This window comes from Membranihabitans marinus (assembly GCF_019802045.1).
GTDB classification, from domain to species: Bacteria; Bacteroidota; Bacteroidia; order Chitinophagales; family Saprospiraceae; genus Membranihabitans; species Membranihabitans marinus_A.
On record NZ_JAHVHU010000006.1, the window covers coordinates 62664 to 87886 of the forward strand.

Here is a 25223-nt window from a genome sequence, read left to right on the forward strand (position 1 = left end):
TTCATAGCCATTGAGCAAAATTTAGTGATTCTCGTTCATGGTCTATCTAGCCACGGTCTGCGGTCCACCCTCCACGATCTTCGGCCTTTCACCTTTCCTCTAACACCTTTGCCTCCTTACTACCTTATCAAAAATGATGATTGGCCCCGATGGCCAGATGGCTGGAACGGAATTTATCCAGGTTGTAACCAATTCCGCGTCCTTTCAACCAAATATCATGTGAAAATCGCAGGTTGATGCTCGTTTTTTTATTGACATTTATATCCATACCGGCACTAAGTCGTCCTGAAAAATAGGAGTTAATTTCAAAAGGACCATTGTGCAACAATCCATTGGAGGGTTTATTCGATTTGGAACTATATCCAGATGCCTGATTCAGAGTTTCCGTACTGTAATTCGCCAGGGGTACAAAACGCCCTGCGATCCCCCCACTAAAGTACATGCGAATGGCAGGTAAATTCACAACATTGTAGCCGATTTCAACCGGGAGTGTCACGATCGAAAGATCATTCGTATTGCTAAGCCCGTCGTACTTCATCCTCAGGTAATCGCCACCCAGGGAACCAAACATATCCTGATATTGAATTTTATACCGGAAATACATGCCTGCATTCAATGTGGGTACACTGATTGGCTCCTGATTTAGCAACAAATAATCCTGGACTTCTACATTTGTTGCATCAGCCAACACACCTACCTCCATACTGCTGTGGATACGGGGTCGAATCACCTGAAAAACAGGAATGCTATTGAGAATACTGTCCGACGACTTCGTTGTCAATAAGCTGATGTCCCGAACCGCGAGTCGTGGGGAAGTTTGATTCAGCAGTTTGAGAGATTCTTCATACTCAATCAGGGGGGCCGGTGAAGTAAGCTGCGGAGTTATACCAGCCTGGTTCTTTTTATCATAATTCGCACTCAATTTCACCAGATTCTTATCATACTCATAGAAAACGTGCGTATCCTCAGGCAGGGGCAGCTTCATCACCTGCTCTGATTCTTTTTTAGTATCTAAAGCGTAATTTGTAGTGGCTGACTGTACCGCGTAATTATTATCGGCATTTCTAGCAGAGGACGCACTTTTGGATGCAGCACCAGAGATACTTTGATCAGAATTCATCACTAAAGGATCATCGACATGGTCTGAATTTCCGATCAATTGATCGTGCTCCTGTGAAACATGGTGATCTTTCTTTATTCCATGGTGTGAAGCCGGGTCTTGGGTCAGAATATCCGAACTTTCCTTCTCGGTTGAATTCGTTTTCGTTTGTCGGAATTCTTCAAAATTCTCAGTCAGATTATTCCTACGATCTCCCTTTCTGTGATAATCACTGTATAGATTTGTCAACTGAATCAGAAGTATGAGAATCGCAGCTGCTTCGATCACCTTCATCATGATTAATCTCGGTCTGTCATTCAGTTGGTCAAGCCGGGAAGATAACATGTGCCAATGGTCTTCCTTCCAAGTTGATTCCGGAAGCCCCGTGATCGCATCGCCAATGGCTTGATCAAATTCTTGATCAAGGTCCCTGTTCAAATCATCCACGCGGGATTCAAAAGCACTCCAGGGCGCAGCTCCCCATGCACCTGCAGGAATACTTTCCAAAGCATCCCCGATCGTCTGATCAAATTCCCGATCCACGTCATCGAGACGTGAGGACATCCTGTTCCACTGGCCCGATCCCCAAGTGTTTTCTGGAATAGTATCCAACGCTTCCCTGATCGATTGATCAAATTCTCGATCCAGTTCTATATTAAGATCATCAAGCCGTGTTTCGAAAGAGGCCCAATCAGACGGACTTTCATTGTATTCCATACCAGCGAGCATCGTCCCAAAATCCATTTCCAAGTCTGCATCATCTGTTAATGGAACCGCTTGTTCTATCTCGAGCAAATCATAAAACACTGCCCAATCCGGCGCCATCGGAGCCACATAATTCTCCAGTGCTGTTTTTATGATATGATCAAATCTCGTTCGCATTACCTGTCCGGTCTTAAGTGGTGTAACATTTCTTTTAACTTTGAACGGGCTTTTACCAAATTGGATCGGGAGGTACTTTCCGAGATTTCGAGTCTTTCAGCGATTTCACGGTGGGAGTATCCCTCGACCACATACAGGTTGAACACCGTTCTGTAAGTTGGCGTCAATTGTTGTACAGCTGTAAGTATTTCCTTTTCGGTTACCTGTTCGATGGCACTGGGTTGATCGTTTTCCACATCATAAGCCTGATCGATGGATTCGGTTCGTCGTCGAGCCATTTTTCTATAATGATCGATCGCCGTATTCACCATAATCCGTCTGATCCAACTAAATAGAGAAGTGCCCGGTTTATATTTTCCAATATACCGAAACACTTTTATAAATCCATCGTGTAAGATATCCAGTGCTTCTTCCTCGGTTTTAGAATACCGGATACATACACCCATCATTTTGCCATAATAGGCTTCATAGATGATCTTTTGTGCCCATTTTTCTCTGCGCACACAAGCTTTAATAATGGATTCTTCGTTGTGATCAAGAGTCAGTGCAACATCCATTGTGGTAAGGAATTTCCTTACAAATTACTAATAAAAAAACGAACAAACTATACCCTCTGCTGCCTTAACGGTAAAATAACACCACCCCTTCTACTATAAAAGACCAAATCTACTTTGTAAATTTGCAAATCATTTTATATATGCGTTATATACTACACTTTGAATCACAACACATTAAGAATAAATGGCAGAAGAGAAGAGCAACGGATCGACAGTGATCGGATTGGATGGAATGTATGAGAATTATTTTCTGGATTATGCTTCATACGTCATTTTGGAACGAGCCATTCCCACGATTGAAGATGGCCTAAAGCCAGTTCAACGGAGAATTTTGCATGCTATGTTTCAGATGAATGACGGCCGTTTTCATAAAGTGGCCAATATTATCGGCCAAACCATGCAATACCACCCGCATGGCGATGCGGCCATCGGCGATGCACTGGTGAAGCTGGGCCAAAAAGACCTCCTAATCGACCAACAGGGCAACTGGGGAAACATCGCTACAGGTGACGCGGCATCGGCGCCCCGGTATATTGAAGCCCGCCTTTCTCACTTTGCGCTGGAAGTAGCCTTCAATAAGCACATTACCGATTGGCAACTCAGCTACGACGGGCGAAACAAAGAACCAATACAGTTGCCGATGAAATTTCCATTGCTGCTCGCGCAAGGTGCAGAGGGAATTGCGGTGGGGCTGTCCACCCGAATTATGCCGCACAATTTCAATGAGCTGATCGATGCATCAATCAAAATATTACAGGACAAAAGTTTCACCATTTATCCGGATTTTCAGACGGGTGGATACCTGGACATCACAGACTACAATCACGGAGAACGAGGCGGCCGGATCAAAGTCCGGGCCAGGATTGAGAAGCAAGATAAGAACACGCTGGTCATCAAAGAAATCCCGTACGGCACCACGACATCATCGCTGATTGACTCGATATTAAAAGCCAACGACAAAGGAAAAATAAACATCAAAAAGATCACGGATAACACTGCCAAAGAAGTGGAAGTGGTCATTGATTTGGCGTCCGGTCAATCACCCGAGCTTACGATTGAAGCACTCTATGCCTTTACGTACTGCGAAGTATCCATTTCTCCCAATGCGTGTGTTATCGTCGACGATAAGCCGATGTTCCTGGATGTCCGGGAAATCCTGCGTCGTTCGACCATGCACACAAAAGCCCTGATGCGTGCCGAATTGAAAATTCAGGAAAAGGAATGGCTTGATAAGTACCATTTTGCCTCCCTGGAGAAAATATTTATCGAAAACCGGGTTTATCACGAAATCGAGGAGGCCGAAACCTGGGAAGCCGTGTTGGAGATCATTGACGCCGAAATGCGGAAATACATCGCAGAGCCTGACGAAGAGATTCTACCCGGTGACGATCGACTGGTTCTGGCTCGACCCTTTATCCAGGATGACATCCTGCGGCTGACCGAGATCAAGATCAAGAAAATATCCAAGTACAACAAATTTAAAGCCGAAGAAGCCATTCAGGCGCTTCAGGATGAGATCGATAAGACGCGGCATCACCTGGCACACCTGACCGAATACTGCATCGATTATTTCACACATCTAAAGGATAAATACGGAAAGGACCGGCAACGACGCACCAAAATCACCACGTTTGGAGAGATTGAAATACAGCAAGTAGTGGCCAACAATGCCAAACTGTACGTCAATTATGAAGAAGGCTTTATCGGATCCGGACTTAAGAAAGCCACCTTTATCCGGGATTGCTCGGATATTGATGATGTGATCGCATTTCGAAAAGACGGTCATTTTCAGGTGAGCAAAATCGATGACAAAGTATTCATGGGTAAAGACATTCTCCATGCAGACATTTGGTACCGCGGAGATGAACGGACCACCTATCACATGGTGTATTTGGACGGCAAATCCAAAAGAACGTACATCAAGCGTTTTCAGGTCAAGGCGTTGACCCGGGACCGGGAGTACGACCTCACCAAGGGAACCAAAGGATCGCGCGTATTGTATTTTTCTGTGCACCCCAATGGTGAATCAGAAGTCATCAAAGTCACGTTGTCGAGCAATACCAGGGCGCGTAAGAAGGTGTTTGAATTTGACTTTGGAGATCTGGATATCAAAGGACGTCGGGCCAATGGAAACATCCTCACCAAATATGCGGTGCGGAAAATAGAACACAAAGAAACGGGCGGCTCAACCCTCGAAGCACTCAAGGTCTACATGGACAATGCAACCGGACAGCTCAATATGGAAGAACGGGGCCGATTTGTCGGCGAGTTTGAAGGCGCAGACCAGCTGATCGTCATTCATAAAGACGGTAGTTATGAATTATTGGATTTTGATCCGAATCTTCGTCTGCCCGTTGAAAGTGTGCATACCGTAGCCCGGTTTGAACCGGAAATCATCTGGAACGTGGTCTACTACGAAGGAAGTAAGAAATGGACCATGGTGAAGCGGTTCCAAATCGAGACATCCACAACCAGTCAACGCTTCCCATTCCTGACCGAGCATCGATCGACCAAGTTGTTACTAATCACTCCCGAATCCAAAACCAAGGTCATGTATCGGGATGGAGAGAAAAATGAAGAGGAATTTGTGTTCGAAGAATTCATCGATGTCAAAGGGTGGAAAGCATTAGGGAATAAGTTGGATGAAAGCAAGGTGAAAATTATTGAGGTTGAGGTTCCGGATATCGCGGAGGATGACGAGGGCGCCGAAGCTTCAAAGGACAAGGAAGGTGAGGATAAGGATGAATTTTCACCCGGTGATACAGTAGACCTTCAGGTAAAAAAAGGGGGACAGGGGGATTTGTTTGATTGATGGGTATAGGGTATTGGGTGTTGGTCGTTGGGGCTCTGTTTTGGTAGTTGGTTATTGGTTAGGATTTCCATATGAAGTATGAAGTCACTTTGGACGATGGCACTTCCAAATCCTCCATACAATCGGCTTCCTCCGTAGGCGGACAGGTACGAATCGCCCGTGATTGGCTGCGATTTGGAAGCGTAGGCAATTTATTCTATGCTTTGCTAGAAAATGGGGTTTTTTCCTGGCAGTGACGTCCCCAAAGGGACTCAATAACTAATAACTCACTCATCCAGGGTCTCACGACCCAGGCTATGAGCTACCGTCCGACAAGCGGACTTTTTGAGTGGATATCCAAACTCTACTAGTGTTCTGTTTTATAAGTTATGTGGAATAATTCTGAGGTCATTTTCGTGCTAGTCAAGGCGTCAATACATAGCCATAGTGGGGGTTAAGGCGAGGTTTTGCAACGCAGGATAGCACAAAAAGGGGCCAGAATTAACCAGAATAATTTATGAAACGGAGGGCCCGTAATTGGAAACAACTACTTGTTTAACATGCATTGTCCCGGCGCTTTAGCCCGTAAATTTCGTACAATAAAGGGCTTGACAAAGTCATCCCTATAGGAAAAGCCTTGTTTAATATCATTTCAACCCAATGATGCCGAACAAGTTGGAGACAGAGCAAAGTATAGGGGAGTAATGTAGATATTTTACTTATCTTGAGTGTTCAGAAAAGAGAATTATGAAACATCAACCGACATCAATCCGGTTCAATCACTCAAACCTATCACAAGGCTCCTTCCTCTGAAAAGGATTTCACAGATGCTTACCAATGGCAATCCTTTTGAGTTTAAAGCGGCATTATTAATTCAAAATTATCCATTAATCATTATTAATCCCTTTGAGTCTTTCCTCCAACGATTTCACGGTATACGGTTCGCCATCCTCGGATGGATAATTCCGGAGTTCCTTGACCAACTGGGATGACACCCTCCGGGGCGTGGAACTAAACGCATTTTTGACAAAGGAAAGGACTGCTGCGATCTCCTGATCAGAGTACTCAGTGTTATCGACCAAAGCGGGCATCACCCCCGGGAATTCATAAGTCTCTCCATTGACTGTGACCGGCCCCTGCAATCCGTGCAGTACGATCATCACCAGCGCGCTGTCATTATCTTCCAGATACTCCGACTGGTACAGAGGCGGCGCTACACTTTCGATTCCTTTCCCGTCCTTGCCGTGACAACTGCTGCAGTTGCTTTCAAAAATCGCCAGACCACTGTTCCGACTGACCCTGGTTTTCTTACGGGCATAAAACGCTTTGTTCGCATCGATTTTCTGCATCACATCATTCAGATAAGAAACCAATTGCTGATTTGTATCTGCCTGTTTCTTCAACGGAATGAGTAAATCTTGCTCGTAATCATTATATTGAGACAGCGCCATGTTGAGGGCATAATTTTGATTTGGCAAAGACAGTCGATCCAAAATATTTGCGAGAAATTCGACCGCTTCATCGCTCCCCGCCGCAAGATGCCGGGTCGCTGCTGCCCAGTAAATCAGATTCTTTTCGGAAAGGAGACTTTCATTCTGTCCTAGTCGCTCCTTTAGTTCCATGAACCACTCTGAATGCGCCGTAGTCAGGTATTTGATCGCATGCGGCAGATAATAGCCATTTCTTTGGACAGCAAAATCCAAAACGAGCTCCTTGTCCAGCGCACCGAGGCCTTCCAGGGTCCAAAAAGCGTGTAGGGGAACATAATCCGCCACATCTTCACTGATCAGAAGTTCTTTCAACGGGTCAACCAAATCCATGGGCTGATCCTCTACGATCTTCCGCTGCGCATAAAGTCGTTGCCATAAATTGGGGTGTTGGAGTAAATCAATCCGGTTCGCATCAGCGACCACAGGAATTCCTTCCCCTCGGCTGTTTTTCGGTAAAATGCGAAGGATACGCCCCATGTCCAGCACGGTATCCAACCCTTCTTTTTCATATTCTCGACGTAGATAATTGGTCAGGTAGGTCTTGTGCTGAATAATTCCGCGGTGCATATCCACTACATAGATCAATCCATCCGGACCGGTCTGAAGAATCACCGGCCGGAACGCCTGATCCGTTGATATGATAAATTCACTATCCGGGTAATATTGTTCACCGGTAATCTCAACCCCTTCCCGGTCAATTCTATTTCGCTTGACGAGATTCGCCTCCGGACCGCCCACGAAGCTGTTGTTCTTAAAAGCGCCGTTATACTGATCCCCCATGTAAAGTAATGGACCCGAAGCGGAGGTAAATTTACGAAGCTTTTGGGTCGTCGAATCCAACACCCCTTTCATATACCCCCGGTTCACGGCCGTAAATTGCAAGGGGTACACACGCTGGTCGTTCACTATATTCTTACTGACACCAGGTGGATAGGCCAGGTTTTTATTTTGATCCAGCAATCCCGGTAAGAAATAATCACCCTGAAACTGATTGGAGTTATTGTTGTAATACAATATCCCGTAATCATCCTGGGTCAACCCCCATTGTCCCCGACTAAAAATATAGTCCTTCTCCCATGTCCGGTTACGATACCGGTAACGCGCATTACCTTCGGAATTATAGATCCAATTATCAATATTATATACCAATCCATTGGGTTGGTGCTCGGCATTTCCCCCTACCGCATACACACTGTCTACGAGAACACGATCGCCGGCGACGTCATCATCTTGGATGGGTACCCACCATAAAGCCGGCGGTTCGACGTAGAGCAAGCCATCGTTCGCAAAAGCAATGGCCCGTGGCATGACCAGGCTATCCAGAAATATTTTTTTACGATCAGCCACCCCGTTTCCATCGGTGTCCTCCAGAATAGAAATCATTCCCTTGGGCAGACTTTCCTCACTCCCGGCATAATCAGTCATATAGCCGACCATCTCGATCACCCACATCCGGCCCACATCATCAAAAATTACATTGACTGGAGCTTCTACCTGAGGCTCTGCTGCGAAGGACTGGAGCTGATATCCATCCTTCACTTGGTAAGAACTTAGATCTACCTCTATTTCTTTACCCGGCCCACGGAGATCCTGTTCACAGGAAAAGGCCACGATAAAAAAAAGAGCTGTTGAAAAGAACGGGACAAGAGAAAAGGATAGTCGGTCAGATGGAAACATCACCACGTTAGATTTTAGGGAAATTGAAGTGAACCCATAGTGGGTGATAGCAGACTCGAACTGCTGACCCCTGCCCTGTCAAGGCAGTGCTCTAAACCAACTGAGCTAATCACCCGATTACTAATTATTTTAGCTCCTCGATGCATTTTATGCGCCACCGTAGCCTTGGTCTTTAATCTTCATCCATTCCAAAACCTCGACTGTTCGATACCCATGCCCGCCCATTTGACGGTAGAAACACATCACGGATTTATTAAAACGCCTCAAAATTAAAAAAAATATTGATACTAAAAAGCATCGGCAAAACATACCCTTCAAAATCGGAAAATAAAAGTGCTGGAGATCTCCATCTGCATTGAACATTGGGTCAATTTCCACCATTTATTTATTTTTCCGAATTCCTATCGATCATAAAAAATCATCCGCTTTCCGATACGCCTGAACCAATTTTTCTTCGCCAGCCTTTCCTCCTTCGCTCAATCCATGCTCCATACCCACGATACCCTTATAACCTTTTTCATAGAGGTGTTTGAACACATTTTGGTAATTGACTTCTCCGGTATATGGTTCCTTTCGGCCGGGATTGTCTCCCACCTGGATATACGCAATCTCATCCCAGGTATAATCGATGTTTTTGATCAGATTTCCTTCATTCTTTTGCATGTGATACGCATCGTAGAGTATCTTACACGACGGACTATCTACCCCTTTACAAATCAAATAGGTTTGCGGTGAGTATCTAAGAAACAAATCCGGGGTATCACTGAGCGGCTCCAGAACCATGACCAATCCGTGCGGTTCAAATATCTCAGCCCCTCGTTTAAGCGCCTCAATCACATTCGCGGTCTGAATATCCAGGGGCAGTCTGCGTTCAAAATTCCCTGGAACCACGGTCATCCATTTGGCATTGACCCGTTTCGCTACTTCCACAGCTCGCCGGCACCCATCCAGGAAGATATCGAGGTGTTCTTGCTTACCGGCGGCCAGCGTATTGGCACCATTGCCCCCCTTATCAACCACAAAAACGCCCATATCCATTCCATTGTCGACAAGTGCTTTACTTATTTTTTCCTGTTCGGAGACAGATCGCTTCATCATCCCATTATCCTCAATGGATTTAAAACCGCGATCGGCCATATAGTGGATCTGATCAACAAAATCGTTGCCAGCGTGGTTTTTGAACATCCCCTGATGAGGTGCATAGTTCAGGTTAAAAGGTTTATCGGCCAATGAGCGGTTCCTTGTCGTGGCTTGAAGTCCAGACGCCATTCCCAAACCGGAAGCACCCAACACGGTATTTTTCACAAAGCTTCTACGTTTCATATTATTTCATGTATTTTCGAGCCTTCCATCGGCCGGCCCTGTTTTAAAAATTGAATTGATCATTTTTTATTCTTCGCTAATTTACTATTTTTACGGAATCCACCAATTGTTGGAGGTGCAATTGTCTGAAAAACATCGAATCACGAGTAGTATTGGAAATGATGAATTGAACTCTTCACAGGATCATGCCGTTTAAACATTGAACAGCTATTTTGATAACCATTATATTTTATATGCAAAAATTGAATTTATCCTATATCCTTATTGGATTTCTTACCTGCATGACCAGTGGGTTCATGCTCCAGGCACAAAAATCCTATACTGAAAAGATCCCTGGTTCAGAAGAAACCATGGAAATGATACAAATTCCCGGCGGATCCTATGACTTGAACATCGGCGGAAAAACCCATCAGGTGGAACTGAGTCCATACTGGATCGCGACCAAAGAAGTGACCCACGATGCATTTGGTACCTTTGATCAGGACGAATCCATCAGCCGGGACGTGACGGTGGATGCGGTCACCCGGCCAAGTCCACAGTACGAAGACCTCACTTGGGGCATGGGCCGAGGCGGTGGTTTTCCGGCGAACAGTATGTCGCTCTATGCCGCTATGATGTACAGCAAATGGCTGTATGAAAAAACCGGTCATTTTTATCGCCCGCCCACAGAGGCGGAATGGCAAGCGGCCTGCCAACTGGGAAAAAACGATGACGAAAATCCACGAAAAATGGCGGTCTATGCAGCGAATAGCAATGATAAATATCAAAAGGTAGGATCCAGAAGTGCTGATGCGTTGGGACTGTATGATATGCTGGGAAATGTGGCCGAATGGACCGTGGATGCTTATAAAGAAGATTATCAGGAGGTCATCGATGCATCGGGCAAAAAAGATCCGCATATGATCCCTTCTTCACGAAAAACCAGTGTGGTTCTTAAGGGGGGGCATTATCAGTCCACAGAAGAAGAACTTTCCTGTGATGCCCGGATCATGTCTGAAAGATGGTGGAACAGAAGAGATCCTCAGATCCCTAAAAGCCGATGGTGGTACACCGATGCACCCTTTGCAGGGATTCGCCTGGTCCGGCCGGTGAATCAGCCGTCTGACGAAGACATCAAAGCGTATTATGATCAATTTTTAAAATAACCCAAGGGCTTCATGGCCTGACACCATATAATCACACCACTTCTAACCACTTAATCCAATACGATGACAAAAAGTAAAATAAACCGAAGAAAATTTGTAAGACAATCAGCGGCAGCGGCAGGAGCTATCATGGCTGTACCTTTTGCTGCTAAAGCTGGTTTTTACATGGACAAACCAGCTGAAAAAATCCGGGTAGCCCTGGTCGGCTGTGGAGGTCGCGGGACTGGTGCAGCCGCTCAGGCCTTGCATGCCCACCCTAATGTCCAATTAGTATCTATGGCCGATGCTTTTCGCGATCGGCTGGACAGCAGCCTGAAAAACATACGCGAAGAAATCGACGATTCCGAAAACCGGATCGACGTCCCAGAAAGTCGAAAGTACGTGGGTTTTGATGCTTATAAAAAAGCGATGAAGGATGCGGATGTTGTCATCTTAACCACCTCTCCGGGATTCCGGCCCATTCATTTTAAAGAGGCAGTCGCTCAGGGCAAGCAGGTTTTTATGGAAAAACCCGTAGCCACGGATCCGGCTGGTATCGCTTCAGTATTGGAAACGGCCAAAGAAGCGCGACGTAAAAAATTAAATGTCGTCGTCGGACTGCAGCGCCGTTATCAGAATTCCTATCTGGAGCTGTTGAAGCGCTATCAGGATGGGATGATCGGTGACATCACTTCTGCCCAGGTGTATTGGAACAGTCGAGGCGTTTGGGTTCGGGAACGAAAACCAAGCCAAAACGAAATGGAATACCAAATGCGAAACTGGTACTACTTCAACTGGCTGTGCGGGGACCACATCGTCGAACAACACATCCACAATATGGATGTGGTAAACTGGTTCAAAGACGACTACCCGCATCATTCTCAGGGCATGGGCGGTCGGACCGTCCGGGTGGGACCTGAATACGGTGAGATCTTTGATCACCATTTTGTAGAATACCACTACAAAGACGGTGTCGTCATGAACTCCCAGTGCCGTCACCAACCCAACACCATGAGCCGGGTTGATGAAATCCTCACCGGAACCAAGGGACGGATCCATTGTGGAGCCGGGAAAATCGAAGACCTGGACGGCAATGTGCTGTTTGAATTCGATCGCTCCAAAGAAAACAATCCCTATCAGACCGAGCATGATCTCTTGTTTGATGCCATATCCAAGGGGGAATACAAGTTTGATGATACAGAACAAGGCGCGCACAGCACCCTCACAGCGATCGTCGGACGGTTATCCACCTACTCCGGTCAGGTAATCAACCAGAAAACCGCATTGGATTCCGGACTGAGTATTCAGCCTGAGGAATATGCCTGGGATGCGACACCACCCGTACTGCCGGGTGATGACGGGCTTTATCCTTGCGCTGTTCCGGGAGAGACGGTTTATTTCAAATCCTAACCCGGTATAATTAAGAGGACTAAAAGAATATCCCGGTTGATTCAGTTCATCCGGGATTTTTTTGTTATACGGTATTACTGAGTATTAGGAGCCTTCCGGCGGGAGGTTACCTGGGAGGTTGGAGCTCCTGCTCGCACCCTACATTGACTAGTGCGCGGAATCATAAGTAATGTATGCTATGGAAGAGATTATTTTTTGACAGATCAAAGAAGCAAAACCGCGCATAGCCATAGCTACGTAAGGATTTTGATGATGAAGATATGTCAATAAAAGAAGCCTTCAATAGTGTTTGGTATTTATGAGTTCGTGCACTAGTGCGCGGAATCATAAGTAATGTATGCTTTGGAAGAGATTATTTTTTGACAGATTAAAGAAGCAAAACCGCGCATCGCCATAGCTACGTAAGGATTTTGATGATGAAGATATGTCATTAAAAGAAGCCTTCAATAGTGTATGGTATTTATGAGTTCGTGCATTAGTGCACCAGGAACTATGTTCGTGACACGACTAATGTCTCCCGCAAATATCGCAAATCAACGCTGAGCGCACCTCGCCGCCGGCGAGGTAAATCTGCCAAAATCACTAAGATCTGCGGGAGATTTAGAGACATTAAGATTTAATAGATCTTGAAGATCTGTCAAATCCCTCAGGGGAACTATGACATCACTGTATCAGATGAGCTGGGCCAGCATATCACCACAATTGAACAGGAATTCTTTACTGGATTTTAGGGTATTTCAGGGTTATGCTGAATAATGTGAGGATCCCCGATCCTTTGTGCAATGGAGATGGTAACAGAGAGATTTATGAGGATGTTCGCCAGAACAAACCACTGGATTATTAGCTGTTTTATCAAAAAGAAAATGATACCATCAGGGTGGAGAACCCCTCTATGAAAGGTCTGAGTGCTGGGGAATATACCATCTGGGCGGTCGATCAACGGGATGTGCAGCCCATTTACCAGATCCGGTGGTACTGGTGGTGGTGAATGAGGGGGAGCCGCGAGAAGGAGATAATAATGAGGATGACGACGACAGCACCGTCTCCGTTCCCTATGCCATCACACCGAATGGGGATGGGATTAATGATCAACTGGAGATATTTTCAAACTGTAACATCCGGGTAATCGAAATCAGAATCTTTGACAAATGGGGTGGGGAGCTATACAGGGTGCAGGGTGGTGAAGTGGAGGCCTCCATCTGGGCAGATTTTCCTCCGGGGGTGGTGATGGTCCAAGTGATGTATGAGGCAAGCAATGGTGTAGTGAAGACGGCGGTACAGGGGGTGTTAGTGGTAATGTAAAAATGTAGCCGTCCCCAACAAGTCAGTGAATTTGCACGCATAGTTTATCTTACAATTTTTATCATTAATAAGATAGATTAAACCCTTGGAAAAATATTCCACTAATTCTGATTATTGGTCCAATACGATATAATTTGCAGTATCCCCCGTAGCGGCGACTTCAGTCGCCGACCGCGTTCGCTGAAGCTATAGGCGCCTGCGCCATAGATTCAGCGCCGAAGCACGGTGGCGCAAATGGTCCCCACCTTTTTCGGTGGGGACCATTTATCTGTTATCAAGGGATTGAAATATGAACAGGGTCGAGAAGTTTTTTTGAATCTCTGCGAAATTGTCAATATTAATTTAGATTCTGTGATATAAATTATGGCAGAATGATTTTTATTGATCTTAAGTTATAGCCAAAATTTTGAAATATATTTAGCGGTAATGAAATTTTATTTGCCATATTATATCTTACGATTGCAGGTGAGATGAGAAAAACTCATCTCATCTCGAGCGACTTCACCCTGTGATAATTCATCTACAGAGTAAAGTCAATTTACCCCTATGGAATTTGGGGCCGATAAAGGGTTGTAGTGGTTGTTCTCAAGCTTAAGGGTTCCTTGTGTTTGCCGGAAGAGGAACTTTTTTACACAAAAGTGTATTATTAATTCAGGGTCCAAAATCGTTGACGAGTTGGGGATTAGCTCCGGAATTGATACTTCCAAAAGCAAGATGCTATTGTTACATTTCAGCACCAAATCCATATATACACCCTATGGAACTCAAATCAAATAACTATAACCTGTTAAACGTGCCCTTCAAAAACCCTATATATTTCCCAGTATATTACAAATATGAGTACTCTATTACTCAATAAAAGGCATGAGAAAATATCGAAATAAATACACCTCTGAATAATACCGCATTTTACCTCATGTGAACCTTTAACAAATAATATTTTTTATATTCATAATATATCCTTATCATGGTAAACAACGATTTTTATGCTGTTGGAATTGATTTTGCTTTATGGATCGACCACCTCGGATCAGCAGTAAGAACTGTTCCCCAGGCGAGATTACAGTGAATACTATTAATATTTTATTTATTAATTAAAACATTTTATTATGAAAAAGTTGATTTTTTTTCAGCTCCCACCGCCCAGTAAATCTCAATGTTCCAAATTGAAATTCACCCTGCCTAACTTCCCAAATATCTTACTGAATAAACCTATAAGGATCTTCTCGCTTCTGATTCTGATAATGAGTATGTTCCTGTTTTCCTGTGAAGATCAACCGGTAATCCGGAAAGCGACCAAATTACTCAACAAGAAAATAACGGTTTATCTCAAATGACAGGAGCTGATAAGTTGAAATACTTTGGTGTTTCTGATTTATCACAACTGAAGCCCGGATATACCTACACTTGGATAGACACGCTGAATGCAGAAGAACGGATGGAGATCCGACCTGAAATCTCATTGAGATCGAACTACAACTGCGGTGTTAACGTAGAGATGTATTTTAGCGGATCCGGTGATACCGCGACCGTAACTGCGTATGAAGCCAATACCAACACAATCGTACATGGTCCGGTTGATATGGCACATGGAGATAATTTTGATATGACGATCAATGGTAGTAAAGACTATGACTTCAAGGTTGAACCATTTGAAGATCCAATAAACAGTATGTTTGGAAATTTCATTGTTGATCCCGACTGGGGTGGCAAGTCAATTTATTCTTTTTCTGGATCAGGTTCATATCTTTTTGAAGATTATCAATTCGAGGGTCCGGCACCGACCGATGGAACCTGTGATGCTTATGTAGCCGTATATCATCTTTCAGGCATCGCTACTAAGTATACACTCAAGGTCATACCAGACGTAGGAATACCTTTTGAAGTAGGGCCTATCTTAGGCGACGATTCGGAGGTGGACTTTGAGATCGATGAAGACCGCACTTATGAGTTTGAGATAAAGGCTGAGGATGGGGGAACTTCGGAGTCATTTAGCATCCAGATTATCCGTCCAGACAACGTTGCACACCATAAGAGTTTTTACGGCGTGGATATGTCAGTTCCGAATCCTTATTTAATCGTATTCTCCTATGTTTTTGATTATTTTGATTGCCCATACTGATAGTCAATATTATTAAATTTAAGAGGAAGCACTTCTATAAAGCGAAGTGCTTCCTCTTTTCCCTTCCGTACAGTGATAGAAACAAAAAGATTGAAAGATGGTACCACAAAAGCGCTTTTTTCTTCTATTGATTGTCTTCCATTTTATCACTTTGAATGAAGTATCTGCCCAGGAGATTTTTACACGATTCCGCAGTGTTATTCATTCGATAGATACCAACACCTGCAAGATAGCAGAAAAATTTTCTATAGACGAAGAAGATGGAGCCTATATTATGCGAGATTTCAAGTTTCATCCCAACGGGCGATTGTATGCCATTACCCGGGCAGGCATCTTAGAAATTGATGCGATCACTTGGACATTGCGGGATATTATTCCCTGGACTCAGTTCACTGCTCCCCCTCAGTTTAATGTTCCCCACTTGGCACATAAAATTATTTTTGATGAAGAAGGCATAGGAATGATAAGCGGAGGATCAATAGAAGGTAATTTATTTTTTTACTATGATATGCAGGATCGAAAATTGATCAAAGAAAGGATTATTTATCGTGAGGAGTATTCTCCAGCACTTGCTCCTTTTTCCAATAAAGTAGGTAAATACTTTTTCGTTGGAATTCAGAAGCAAGACAGCTTATTATTTGATTTTGAAACACTCCGCTACGTGTATATTCCAACATGGCCTTTATTTGCAGATCATTTTGGTATCTTTTATAATTCTGGCGTAGAAAATAATCCTTGTACAAAGAATCCAGTTTTGGTGGGATTCGGTGAATATGAGAAGAAATGGAGTATTATAAAGGCGGATATATTTGAAGGAAAGCTTTCAGCCCTCTGTGCGGAAGAAATAGATATTCGATCAAGTCAAGTTACCACTCCTACCGACTTCCGAGATTCCCCTTTACGCATTGATCTCGATTCGGATAATTCCAGCGGACACATTACCGCAGGTTATTATGATACCTTGTCCACGTGCCGAAAGGAAGTACCGGTGATGGATGATGTGGAGCTCTATACCTGCGGACAGGAGGTGGACTCTATTTCGTTCCGGCTGCGGTATTATAATAATCCCCGGCTGCCGGAGGAACGCATTTACTCAGAGGACTTTTCAGATCAGTTGGCAGAATCTTCACCCGGTCGGTACGTCTGGCAGAACACCCATGGAGTAAAAGAGGACAAGATCAAAGAATACCTCCAAAGCCTGCGGTACCGGGCTAGCTGGTCTGACCCGGAGGAGCGGGAAAGGGTGGTGATGACCACTATGCACGTGGGCGAAGACAGCACGACTTCCTGGTCGGTGTATCAGCTGGAGACCGATGAGGTGTATGCCGGGCAGGATACGACCATCACCTACTGCCCTGACGACCCCTCTCTGGAATTAACCGATTACTTGAGTCCCGGGGTGAGGAAAGATGGCCGGATCGAGCCGGAACTTGATGCGGGTGGTCCGGTCTTCACACCGGGCACAGATGCCGATGGGGACTATCTGTATATACTACAGAATATGGACTGTGCCGATACGGCGGTGCTTACGGTGGAGTCGCTGGAGACGGATCTGGAAGATCTGGAGCTGGATGCGGTTACTGTGTGCCAGGGTCAACAAACACGGATCGGCTTTCCACCCGGAAAATATGACTCCATCGAATGGTGGGATGGCAGCACGGGAGACTCGACATGGATTAGTGCGGATGATACAGATCATTTTGTCATAGTGAGACAGGATGGTTGCGGTATTACCGTCCCGATCACCGTGATCGAACAACATGTGGAAGGAATAGCAGGACGGGATACCACGATCCAGTACTGTGCGGGTGAGGCTGTGATAGACTTGACTAAGACCTTGGGATTATCCGGTGAATATAAGTATGAGACTTCGCCGCGCTTGTCCGCCTCTGGAGGATCTGGTGGCTCTCTGGTTTTTGATCCTGCGGTAAACTCAAGTGGGGCATATCAGCTTATAGCCAGTACCGGAGGTTGTACAGATACGACCACTATGGAAATGGAAAAAACGATGACTCAGGAACTGGTTCTGGATCCGGTCCGGTTGTGCGCAGGCACTTCCCAGCGTATCGGGCTGGAGCCGGGGGTCTATGGTCAGGTCACCTGGTGGAATGGTGATAGTGGGGATTCAACGACGATATCCAATATGAATACTGGACCTTTTACCGTGGAAACAGAAAAAGATGGATGCACCTATCAGGGTGAAGTCGATCTGACCATCGTTCCTGAGGTGGTCGTGCCGGATTATTATCCGGAACAACTTACGATCTGCGCCGGGGAACCACAAATGATACCTGTTTCGGGGCTGGACTCTGTGCTATGGAATGAAAAGACTTATTATCCGGGGGAGAAAATCACCATCAACCGTGATGGAGAATTTACCTTGCAAGGTTATCAGGAAGGGTGCTTTACGGATAAATCCATAATGGTAAACGTCATAAACGATCCTTCTGTTGAGTTCTCACGTATAGCGGAATGGTGTGGCGGAGAGTCTTTGACGATTAAGCTTCCGGAGGATCATGCAACCTGGCAATTCCGATGGAAAGATAGCACTGACTCAAGGATCAAAATGATAGACAGCACAGGACGCTATCCTTTTCTGATTATTTCAGATTTGTGCGAATATACCAGCTTTTTTGAGGTGGTAGGTGATGCCGACTGCGACGACGACTGCACCGTCTCCATACCCAATGCCATCACGCCGAATGGCGACGGGATAAATGATCATCTGGAAGTGTTTTCTTCTTGTAATATCAGAGTGACAGAAATCCGGATCTTCGATAAATGGGGTGGGGAGCTATACAGGGTGCAGGGTGGTGAAGTGGAGGCTTCCATCTGGGCAGATCTTCCTCCGGGGGTGGTGATGGTGCAGGTACGGTATGAGACCAATCCTCCGGCGGCGGGCAAGGCCGGGGTGGTGAAGACGGAGGTTCAGGGGGTGTTGGTGGTGAAATGAACTCAATTTTTCCCGTTATTTCATCAGCTGTGATCAACTGAGCAACCAGTGTGAGCTTACGAACCATTTCACCTAGCGTTTTCCCTTGCGGGTAATAAACCAATCCTGAATGATCAACGAATTTGCGTACGTATTTAATATTACATTTGTAACTGACTGAACAAGGTATATAGATTATGGTCACTCCGATTGTGTAATATAATTTAGGACTTAGGCATAGAACTCATAAAAGATGATATTTCTTATAGAAAACTGGGTTTCAACGAAAACACATTGATTATGCCAAAAGCTTGCCAAAGCACATCGCCAAATTAAAAATCACATTTGCTATTCAAAATCATTCCAAAATTTTTATTCCATTGAAGCCCGGTCATGCCATAGGCTGATGAACATGCCTGTGTTAAACACTGCATGACATACTTTTGCATAGCAAAATGTGTCCACCAAAGGCATAATCCTGCATATGAAAATTATCCTGGGCACGGAGCTAGAAGCTCCGGCTACTTTTTCGATTGAGTTAAACTATCAACCAATAACACTAATTATCATTTAGGCAAGACGTGTTAAATCTATACTAATCACACCATTATATATGGTTTACTAATGTATTTTGGATTATATTAGATTCATTGGTTGATACAAACAAACATCAACCATCATTTATTTAACCTATAAAACAAATACACATGAGCGCATTTGAAGATAAGCTGAAAGGAAACTGGAACGTCGTTAAAGGTAAACTAAAACAACAATACGGAGACCTGACCGATAATGATCTCCAGTACACCGAAGGGAAAGAAGACGAATTGCTGGGCCGGATTCAGAAAAAAACCGGTAAAACCAAGCAGGAAGTCAAAGATTACATCGACAGTATTTAAAAGATACTAATGTGCCCCAATCATAAGTAAAAGATACTATTGAAGAGATTATTTTTTGACATATTCAAGAAACCAAACCGCATCTAGCCCTAGCTAAATAAGGATTTGGATGATGAAGATAGGGGAAAAAAGAAGCCATCAATAGTCTTTGGCATTAATGAATTGGTGCACTAGATTGGACAAATCTTATAAATCTGTCAAATCTTAAACGCCACTGATCAAAATATGGTTAGTGGCATTTTTTTTATAAGATAATAGATTAAGAACGCTCACCATAGAAAAAGTTGCCAGAAGTAATGGGGTCCTATTCTCAGTCCTTCATCAAATATCCACTTCTCCACTCATTTTGGGCTTTAAAATTACCTTTTTAGCCTAATTTTCACCATATTGATAAATAAAGAATCAGAATATGTCCAACACCAAGCCGTCCCACGCCGTAAGCACCAATCCGTACACCGGAGAAACCATCCGGCGCTATACGTATCACACCGATCAGGAAATCAAGGAAAAAATAGAGTTAGCCGACCGAACCTTTGACACGTGGAAAAACACAGGCCTCATTGAACGGCAACATCTTATGATGCAAGTGGCTGAATTACTGCAAAAATATAAAAATCAGTACGCCCGGGTCATGACCTCGGAAATGGGCAAACCCATATCCCAAGCGGAAGATGAGGTTGAAAAATGTGCCTGGGTGTGTCGGTTTTATGCCAAAAACGCCCCTTCCCTTCTAAAACCGGAAATTATCCATACCGATGCGACCGAAAGCTATGTTCGCCACGATCCCCTGGGCGTTATCCTGGCCGTTATGCCCTGGAATTACCCCTTTTGGCAGTTGTTTCGGTTTGCCGCTCCCAATCTGATTGCGGGGAATACCGCTATATTGAAGCATGCGTCCAATGTCACCGGTAGTGCGCTGAAGCTCGAGAATATTTTCCTCAAAGCGGGCTATCCGGAGGGTGTTTTTCAAACCATCATTGCTTCTTCAGACCAAATTCCGACCGTCATCGATCATCCCTCCATTGTCGCTGCGACCCTTACCGGAAGTACCCCGGCCGGTCAGTCCGTCGCCAGCCAGTGTGGTCAAAACATCAAGAAAACGGTCCTCGAACTTGGTGGTAGCAACGCTTGTGTGGTATTCGACGATGCCGATCTGGATGCCCACATAGACACGCTTTTGCAAGCACGGTATCAGAACACGGGACAGAGCTGTATCGCCGGTAAACGATTCATTGTCCTGCCGGAGATCTACGACACTTTCTTATCCCGGTTCCAGGACGAAGTGCAAAAGATAAAAAGCGGTGATCCGATGGATCGCGATACGGAGATCGGTCCCATGGCGACCGAAAAGCTGGCCAAAGAGTTGGAAGACCAGGTTCAAAGGTCCGTGGAAAAAGGGGCTAAAATTGTCCTTGGCGGAACCCGAGAGGGTGCAAAGTTCGAACCGACCATCCTGACGGAAGTGGAACCCGGCATGGCGGCATTTGATGAAGAGACCTTTGGTCCTGTAGCAGCTATTATCAGAGCCAAAGATGATGATCATGCCATCGAATTGGTCAACCAATCGGAGTTTGGCCTGGGAGCTTCACTATTTACAGAAAACATTGAAAAAGCCCGGAGATACATCCCCCTCATTGAGGATGGCGCTGTATTTGTGAACGATCTGGTCAAGTCCGATCCCCGTCTGCCTTTTGGTGGGACGAAAATTTCCGGTTATGGCCGTGAACTTTCCCGGGCCGGAATGCGCGAATTCACCAATCAGAAGACGGTGTATATTAAGTAATATATTTTATTGATAGGTATTCTATTGGTGTATTTCATATATCCTTGGAATTTATTTTCCACTTTGTCTTGACACAAAGTGGAGCAAAAGTCAAGGAAAAATGATCGCAAACCCTCAAGGCTGGCTCCCGCACCCACGCATTTTTCCAACGCCACGCACCGCAAATGTCGAGCTCACGTATATCCTGGGGCTTAGTGTTCCGACAAACATGCATATGATCCTTTCCTTTCATTCCTTGTATTTACTCTTCGGATATGCACCTCCAAAGAAGTGCAGACAATTATAAGCCCCGTATCGGCGAATTCCCCTGTAGGAATATAACCGTAGGGTGAATTCAGCGAATGGCCTCAAGCCATTTCTCGAATCTTTCATCACCATATAATCTCCTTTTCAAATATAGCGTATTTCTGTATCTTATGTACTGCAGAAGAAATGAATACCATTGGGTTGAATAGAGCGCATAGAAATGTTACCTTGCATTTTCCAAAATGCCTGGTTTTCATCACAGTGGTATAACCCTAATATCTTCATTATATAATCCAAAGACACCAAATACAGATCCATCTTCAGTATGAAAATTGGAATGAAAAGGACGAATGGGCTGGAAGATATCCTCACCGATGGAATGGGTACCATGTATTTCACGGATCAATTGGGCAATGTCAGATGAAAGGTAGGAAATACTCACACGGATGTCAACCGGAGGAGCTAATGTATCGTGCGGGTTACGCCGGACAATTTGGGCAAAATCGGAAATTGCATCATAACGCTCCCACTGACTTGGTGCCGGGTAGATCAGGTCATTATTGAATATTTGGTTGTTCAAATCCTTCTTATAGTTATCTTCGATCGCATCTTCCGGAAACTTCCCGTTGATGGATATGGCATGTACAGGACTATAAACGGAACCCAGTGTGCAGGTCACGATACATCCCGAACCGGTGCAATTCATGTTAAATTCCTCGACAATAGGTTTTAACGGTAAGAGAACAAGACTTGACCTGTAGTGGTTTTGTGTTCCCGGTTCGAATACTTCCATAGCATAGAATTGACCGGGTTCGATTTGGAGCGAATCCGGCGGGATTGACAGAAATATAGTTTGAACGAAAAAGTTGTTGTCTTTCACCACGGACACGGAATCCAGCTGAAACGCAACTATCTGTTGATTCTTATGGGTCAGAAACGCCTGAATATCTGGCAGCTCGGGGGCTTTGCCGGGAAAGCCGGCCACTGGTTGACTGTACTTGATCACTGCCCTTCCACCAGACTGGGGACTGGCCACTGCATGGATAATGAGTTCTTCGTCGTAATCAGGCAAATCAAATGGAACGGAGTCGCTGATTTCACAGCTTGCCAGTATCCAAAAGGATAAAAATGCCCACACCAGGGTAGTAAATATCTGTTGGTGTAAATGAGGTAGATCTCTGTCGTTGAGTTTCATGATCGAAAGCATTTTTTATAATTCAAAGCCGTAATGAAAACCAGGTATTATTGGAATGAAGCCTTTTACAGTTAATCGACCATTCTCCGGATAGGCATAGAACGGATTGACATGATTACACACATTGTAAAAACTGATACCAAACCATTGCTTATTTCCTCGCTTTTTAGTGAACCATTCCCGATCCAGACTAAGGTCGAGACGATGATAAGCCGGCAACCTGGAATTGTTAATACTTTTGACCATCGGATAGCGGCCACTTATTATTTCATCTCTGGTGCTCAGACTATTGGATAAGGTGAACGGTCGACCGGATCGGTAATCCCATTGCGCGGACAACTGATATCCTTTGCGGAATTTATAAATCAGTAATATATTGACACTGTTCCGATAATCAAAATCAGCATTGAAAGACCGACCATGGTTTAGTCCTTCAAATTGCGATTTGCTGTGTGCCCAGGTATAAGATAGTGATCCGTGGAATTTCCCTGCCGTTTTTTGCATGAGAAATTCCATTCCATAGGTGTTCGAGGTGCCATTTCGCAGCAGGTGCTCGTCATATTGGACGACCGATACATCGGGATCGATGCCCGGTTGGAATCTGTTCAGCAGGCTTTGATGTTTGTAGAACACTTCTAAGGATACATTGGCTTCCGAAAGCCAGGAGTTGCGATCCCTAAAATGATGAAAAGCACCCATCGCCCACTGATGAGATCGGGATGGTGGAGTCAAACGATCGGATGTAGTGTAGAATTCTCTAAAATACCCTTCGGATTCTGTATAACTCAGCAAGTGGCTGTATTGTCGTTGTAAGTTGTAGGCAGCATTAAGGGTGGTATTGGGCGTGAGATCATAGGATACCAGTGCTTTGGGTTCGTACATCCAATTGATATAGTCATCATATTGATACCGCGGTAACCGGATTCCGGCTTTAATTCGCAAGCGACCGTTCACATGATAAACAGCATCTGTAAAAATACTGGAGACATAGGCAGGTTGTCTGTTTCCTTTAAGATCAGTGGAATTCCGTGGTGTATAATTGCCATTGACGGCCAAACCTGATGTCCGATCGAGGTACAGATCATATCGGATGGTTTCGTGATCTACACCAAAATTGATTTCCCATAAATCATCAATTTTTTTATCACCATGGATCATTGCTTTAAGTGTGCGGATCGTGTTTCCTGTATGACGGTACTCCACTTCCTCCCCTTTTTGATTATCCATATTATTCGGCAGACCGGATTTTCCCAAATCCTCAAAAAAATGCCGGTACGATGAGGAGCTCAGGTGACCGCGAACAGCTGTGGTCTCATCCCTATGCCAGACATAATTGAGGGCATAGGTTTGATTGAGAATATTGTATTCATCATCGCTTATATAGCCGGATTCATTTTCGATTAAAAACAATTTATCCGATCCCCTGAAGGCAGAAAAAGATAATTGCTGGTTGTTACCGATCCGCGCTGTGACTTTTCCATTGACATCGTAAAAGGTGAATAAAGGCGAATTGCCTTCTCGGTCTCCTTTTTTGATTTGATTGACCCGGTGTCGCAAGAAAAGCAGGTCCATAAAAGTCCGACGTCCACCGATCATATAACTCACCTTGTCTTTCCAGAGTGGGCCGGACAGGTGTGCCTTAGTCGAAATGGGACTCAGATCTGCTGAAAATTTATGTTCTTTGTAATTACCGGACTTCGAATGAATATCCATCACGGAAGACAATCGACCGCCATACCTTGAAGGCCAATACCCCTTGTAGAAATCAACCGACCGGATCATATCGGAATGGAACATAGAAACCAAACCTGCAAAGTGATTGACATTGTATAAGGGAGCGCCGTCGAGTAAAATCAGGTTTTCATCCTGATCACCTCCTCGCACGAACATATGCGCATACCCATCCTTCCCAGCCGACACTCCGGGGAGGAAAGTGATGGACTTCATGATGTCCGGGTCGCCATTAAAGGAAGGCAAGGCTTCTATAAATTCCATGGATACATTCTGACGTCCTTCAGCGGCGCGACGGTTGAACGGATCCTCTGCAAAAATAACGACTTCATCCATCGCCTGGACTGCCAGTGCAACGGTATACGAAGATTGACCTTCCGATAGGGTCAGTAGAGAATCCCTATACCCCACGTAACTGATCGTGATCGTGTCGCCTGGACGACCGACTAAACTAATCCGGCCTTCTGTATCGGCCGTTTGTCCTTCCTGGGTACGATGATTTCGGGCATGAGCATGGTACATCGGCTCACCCGATTCTTTTGCAACTACTCTTATTGAGATGGATTGGCCCCATAGGAAGATTGGAACGAAGCTTAGTATCCAAATGGGTAGTATTTTATGATACATATTGCCTTTTAGCGAAATTGTACTAATCATGGT

The 25223-nt window shown here is 44.8% G+C and carries 15 protein-coding genes and 1 tRNA gene; 9 read left to right on the forward strand and 7 right to left on the reverse strand.

Going from position 1 to position 25223, the window contains the following annotated elements:
* Window positions 1-127: 127 nt before the first annotated feature.
* Both KUV50_RS06255 and KUV50_RS06260 read right to left on the reverse strand, forming a co-directional pair.
* Complete coding sequence (locus KUV50_RS06255) at window positions 128-1981, reverse strand: hypothetical protein (protein ID WP_222579245.1); 1854 nt, start codon at window positions 1979-1981, stop codon at window positions 128-130.
* A complete protein-coding gene (locus KUV50_RS06260; RefSeq protein ID WP_222579246.1) occupies window positions 1981-2538 on the reverse strand; it encodes an RNA polymerase sigma factor in 558 nt (185 codons plus the stop codon). Before KUV50_RS06260 ends, KUV50_RS06255 begins: the two co-directional genes overlap by 1 nt.
* 184 nt (window positions 2539-2722) lie before the next feature.
* Here KUV50_RS06260 and KUV50_RS06265 point away from each other — a divergent pair, with 184 nt between their 5' ends.
* Window positions 2723-5350, forward strand: coding sequence for a DNA gyrase/topoisomerase IV subunit A (locus KUV50_RS06265; RefSeq protein ID WP_222579247.1), 2628 nt, complete (start codon window positions 2723-2725; stop codon window positions 5348-5350).
* 71 nt (window positions 5351-5421) lie between these two features.
* On the forward strand, window positions 5422-5586 hold the full coding sequence (locus KUV50_RS06270; protein ID WP_222579248.1) for a hypothetical protein: 165 nt from the start codon (window positions 5422-5424) through the stop codon (window positions 5584-5586).
* Between the two features lie 630 nt (window positions 5587-6216).
* Here KUV50_RS06270 and KUV50_RS06275 read toward each other — a convergent pair.
* The 3 genes from KUV50_RS06275 to KUV50_RS06285 form a co-directional block, all read right to left on the reverse strand.
* Entirely contained in the window at window positions 6217-8496 is a 2280-nt protein-coding gene (locus KUV50_RS06275) for a c-type cytochrome (protein WP_222579249.1), read from the reverse strand.
* Window positions 8497-8536: 40 nt separating this feature from the next.
* A tRNA-Val gene (locus tag KUV50_RS06280) sits at window positions 8537-8611 on the reverse strand.
* 293 nt (window positions 8612-8904) lie between these two features.
* Window positions 8905-9819 (reverse strand): hydroxypyruvate isomerase family protein, encoded by a 915-nt coding sequence (locus KUV50_RS06285; RefSeq protein WP_222579250.1) that lies wholly within the window; start codon window positions 9817-9819, stop codon window positions 8905-8907.
* 233 nt (window positions 9820-10052) lie between these two features.
* On the opposite strand from KUV50_RS06285, the gene KUV50_RS06290 reads away from it, so the two are divergent.
* From KUV50_RS06290 to KUV50_RS06320, 7 genes are all read left to right on the forward strand, one after another.
* Entirely contained in the window at window positions 10053-10964 is a 912-nt protein-coding gene (locus KUV50_RS06290) for a formylglycine-generating enzyme family protein (RefSeq protein WP_222579251.1), read from the forward strand.
* Window positions 10965-11027: 63 nt separating this feature from the next.
* Window positions 11028-12353: a Gfo/Idh/MocA family protein gene (locus tag KUV50_RS06295; RefSeq protein WP_222579252.1), complete on the forward strand. Its 1326-nt coding sequence runs from the start codon at window positions 11028-11030 to the stop codon at window positions 12351-12353.
* Between the two features lie 969 nt (window positions 12354-13322).
* A complete protein-coding gene (locus KUV50_RS06300; protein ID WP_222579253.1) occupies window positions 13323-13655 on the forward strand; it encodes a gliding motility-associated C-terminal domain-containing protein in 333 nt (110 codons plus the stop codon).
* A 1333-nt stretch (window positions 13656-14988) separates the two neighbouring features.
* Window positions 14989-15777, forward strand: a complete 789-nt coding sequence (locus KUV50_RS06305; protein WP_222579254.1) for a hypothetical protein — start codon at window positions 14989-14991, stop codon at window positions 15775-15777.
* Window positions 15778-15874: 97 nt separating this feature from the next.
* Window positions 15875-18730: a gliding motility-associated C-terminal domain-containing protein gene (locus KUV50_RS06310; RefSeq protein WP_222579255.1), complete on the forward strand. Its 2856-nt coding sequence runs from the start codon at window positions 15875-15877 to the stop codon at window positions 18728-18730.
* Between the two features lie 686 nt (window positions 18731-19416).
* Window positions 19417-19608, forward strand: a complete 192-nt coding sequence (locus KUV50_RS06315; RefSeq protein WP_222579256.1) for a CsbD family protein — start codon at window positions 19417-19419, stop codon at window positions 19606-19608.
* A gap of 409 nt (window positions 19609-20017) precedes the next feature.
* Window positions 20018-21391: an NAD-dependent succinate-semialdehyde dehydrogenase gene (locus tag KUV50_RS06320; RefSeq protein ID WP_222579257.1), complete on the forward strand. Its 1374-nt coding sequence runs from the start codon at window positions 20018-20020 to the stop codon at window positions 21389-21391.
* Between the two features lie 502 nt (window positions 21392-21893).
* Here the strand turns inward: KUV50_RS06320 and KUV50_RS06325 are convergent.
* Entirely contained in the window at window positions 21894-22832 is a 939-nt protein-coding gene (locus tag KUV50_RS06325; protein WP_222579258.1) for a hypothetical protein, read from the reverse strand.
* Between the two features lie 15 nt (window positions 22833-22847).
* Window positions 22848-25190: a TonB-dependent receptor plug domain-containing protein gene (locus tag KUV50_RS06330; protein ID WP_222579259.1), complete on the reverse strand. Its 2343-nt coding sequence runs from the start codon at window positions 25188-25190 to the stop codon at window positions 22848-22850.
* Window positions 25191-25223 lie beyond the last annotated feature (33 nt).

Excerpts from the sequence above, each read along its gene's own strand:
- KUV50_RS06255 (WP_222579245.1), bottom strand. The coding sequence starts at position 1,981 with ATGCGAACGAGATTTGATCATATCATAAAAACAGCACTGGAGAATTAT.
- KUV50_RS06260 (WP_222579246.1), bottom strand. The coding sequence starts at position 2,538 with ATGGATGTTGCACTGACTCTTGATCACAACGAAGAATCCATTATTAAA.
- KUV50_RS06265 (WP_222579247.1), top strand. The coding sequence starts at position 2,723 with ATGGCAGAAGAGAAGAGCAACGGATCGACAGTGATCGGATTGGATGGA.
- KUV50_RS06270 (WP_222579248.1), top strand. The coding sequence starts at position 5,422 with ATGAAGTATGAAGTCACTTTGGACGATGGCACTTCCAAATCCTCCATA.
- KUV50_RS06275 (WP_222579249.1), bottom strand. The coding sequence starts at position 8,496 with ATGTTTCCATCTGACCGACTATCCTTTTCTCTTGTCCCGTTCTTTTCA.
- KUV50_RS06285 (WP_222579250.1), bottom strand. The coding sequence starts at position 9,819 with ATGAAACGTAGAAGCTTTGTGAAAAATACCGTGTTGGGTGCTTCCGGT.
- KUV50_RS06290 (WP_222579251.1), top strand. The coding sequence starts at position 10,053 with ATGCAAAAATTGAATTTATCCTATATCCTTATTGGATTTCTTACCTGC.
- KUV50_RS06295 (WP_222579252.1), top strand. The coding sequence starts at position 11,028 with ATGACAAAAAGTAAAATAAACCGAAGAAAATTTGTAAGACAATCAGCG.
- KUV50_RS06305 (WP_222579254.1), top strand. The coding sequence starts at position 14,989 with ATGACAGGAGCTGATAAGTTGAAATACTTTGGTGTTTCTGATTTATCA.
- KUV50_RS06310 (WP_222579255.1), top strand. The coding sequence starts at position 15,875 with ATGGTACCACAAAAGCGCTTTTTTCTTCTATTGATTGTCTTCCATTTT.
- KUV50_RS06315 (WP_222579256.1), top strand. The coding sequence starts at position 19,417 with ATGAGCGCATTTGAAGATAAGCTGAAAGGAAACTGGAACGTCGTTAAA.
- KUV50_RS06320 (WP_222579257.1), top strand. The coding sequence starts at position 20,018 with ATGTCCAACACCAAGCCGTCCCACGCCGTAAGCACCAATCCGTACACC.
- KUV50_RS06325 (WP_222579258.1), bottom strand. The coding sequence starts at position 22,832 with ATGAAACTCAACGACAGAGATCTACCTCATTTACACCAACAGATATTT.
- KUV50_RS06330 (WP_222579259.1), bottom strand. The coding sequence starts at position 25,190 with ATGTATCATAAAATACTACCCATTTGGATACTAAGCTTCGTTCCAATC.